The organism is Lysobacter korlensis (assembly GCF_042434515.1).
This window is the reverse complement of sequence record NZ_JBHLTG010000045.1, coordinates 1-1101: the sequence shown is the minus strand read 5'-3', so window position 1 is coordinate 1101 and position 1101 is coordinate 1. Positions and strand designations below refer to the sequence as shown.

General features: G+C 62.2%; 1 protein-coding gene. It reads left to right on the top strand.

Annotated features, from left to right (window positions below; translation table 11 throughout):
- The first annotated feature begins 529 nt into the window (after nt 1-529).
- Entirely contained in the window at nt 530-904 is a 375-nt protein-coding gene (locus ACFFGH_RS34360; RefSeq protein WP_386677456.1) for a GFA family protein, read from the top strand.
- Nucleotides 905-1101: the final 197 nt, after the last annotated feature.

Here is a 1101-nt window from a genome sequence, read left to right as displayed (position 1 = left end):
GCCGGGCAGCCAAAAGCCCAGGCATTCCAGACCACTGCCGCCTAACAGTTCGTCCAAGCCGACGCCGCTTCGCGGCGCGGCTTAACTCAGGTGTTAGGCGGGCAGCAGTGGCTGTCTTGGTCAGTGCAGCTCTGCTCGGCCTCGGGCTACAACCGCACTCAGGCAAAGGCGCCGTGGTTTTCGTCGCAGCGCTCGGAAGTTCGCTCGGGACGGTTGGCTGCCTTCGGACGCATCTGGCCTATCGCTCTTTCGGTCCGCGCCCGGCTGGGTTCCCGGGCATAACTTCGTCACGCTGTGACGGTTCTCGGCGGGCGCTTTCTCTGCAGCCACCGCCGTGTTGCCTGCCTTCGGCCGCTGCTGACTGACGGCTCTGCCTGTTGCTGTGCCGCCCTGCCCGCCCTCTACCCTTGGTCTCGGCCCTTGTCTCTTTTCCGGCTGCGGCCGGTATGCTGCAGCCTAACTATTCGTTCAAGCCGACACCGCTTCGCGGCGCGGCTTAACTCAGGTGTTAGGGCGCAATGGAGAGCACATGCAGACCGTGAAAGGCACATGCCACTGCAAGGCCGTTGAGTTCGAGGTAGACCTCGTAAAGGGCTTCGAGAACATCCGGCGCCGCAATTGCTCTATCTGTAGCCGCAAGGGTGCAATCATGGCCGGCGTGCCGCTGGAGCGGCTGCGGGTTACTCGCGGCGCTGACAAGCTTTCGCCGTATCAGTGGAACACCAAGACCGCCAAGCACTACTTTTGCAGCATCTGTGGCATCTACACCCATCATCAGCGCCGCAGCGTGCCAACGGAGTACGGGTTCAACCTCGCGTGCATCGAGGGCATTGACTTGGCTAGCATCGGTCCAATAGGCGCAAGCAACGGGGCGGCCCAAACACTCGTCCCGGTTGCGCCCTAACAATTCGTCCAAGCCGACACCGCTTCGCGGTGCGGCTTAACTCAGGTGTTAGAGCCATGTTGGAGATCACCGCGGCGATGGTAGGTCTATTCGGGATCGTCATCAGCCTCCTCGCGTGGCCCGCTGCCCTCGGACTCCTTATCTGGACAGCGTTTCGCCGCGCAAACGCTGTGAGAAAGCTTTTAGCCGCCTGTGCG

Excerpts from the sequence above, each read along its gene's own strand:
- ACFFGH_RS34360 (WP_386677456.1), top strand. The coding sequence starts at position 530 with ATGCAGACCGTGAAAGGCACATGCCACTGCAAGGCCGTTGAGTTCGAG.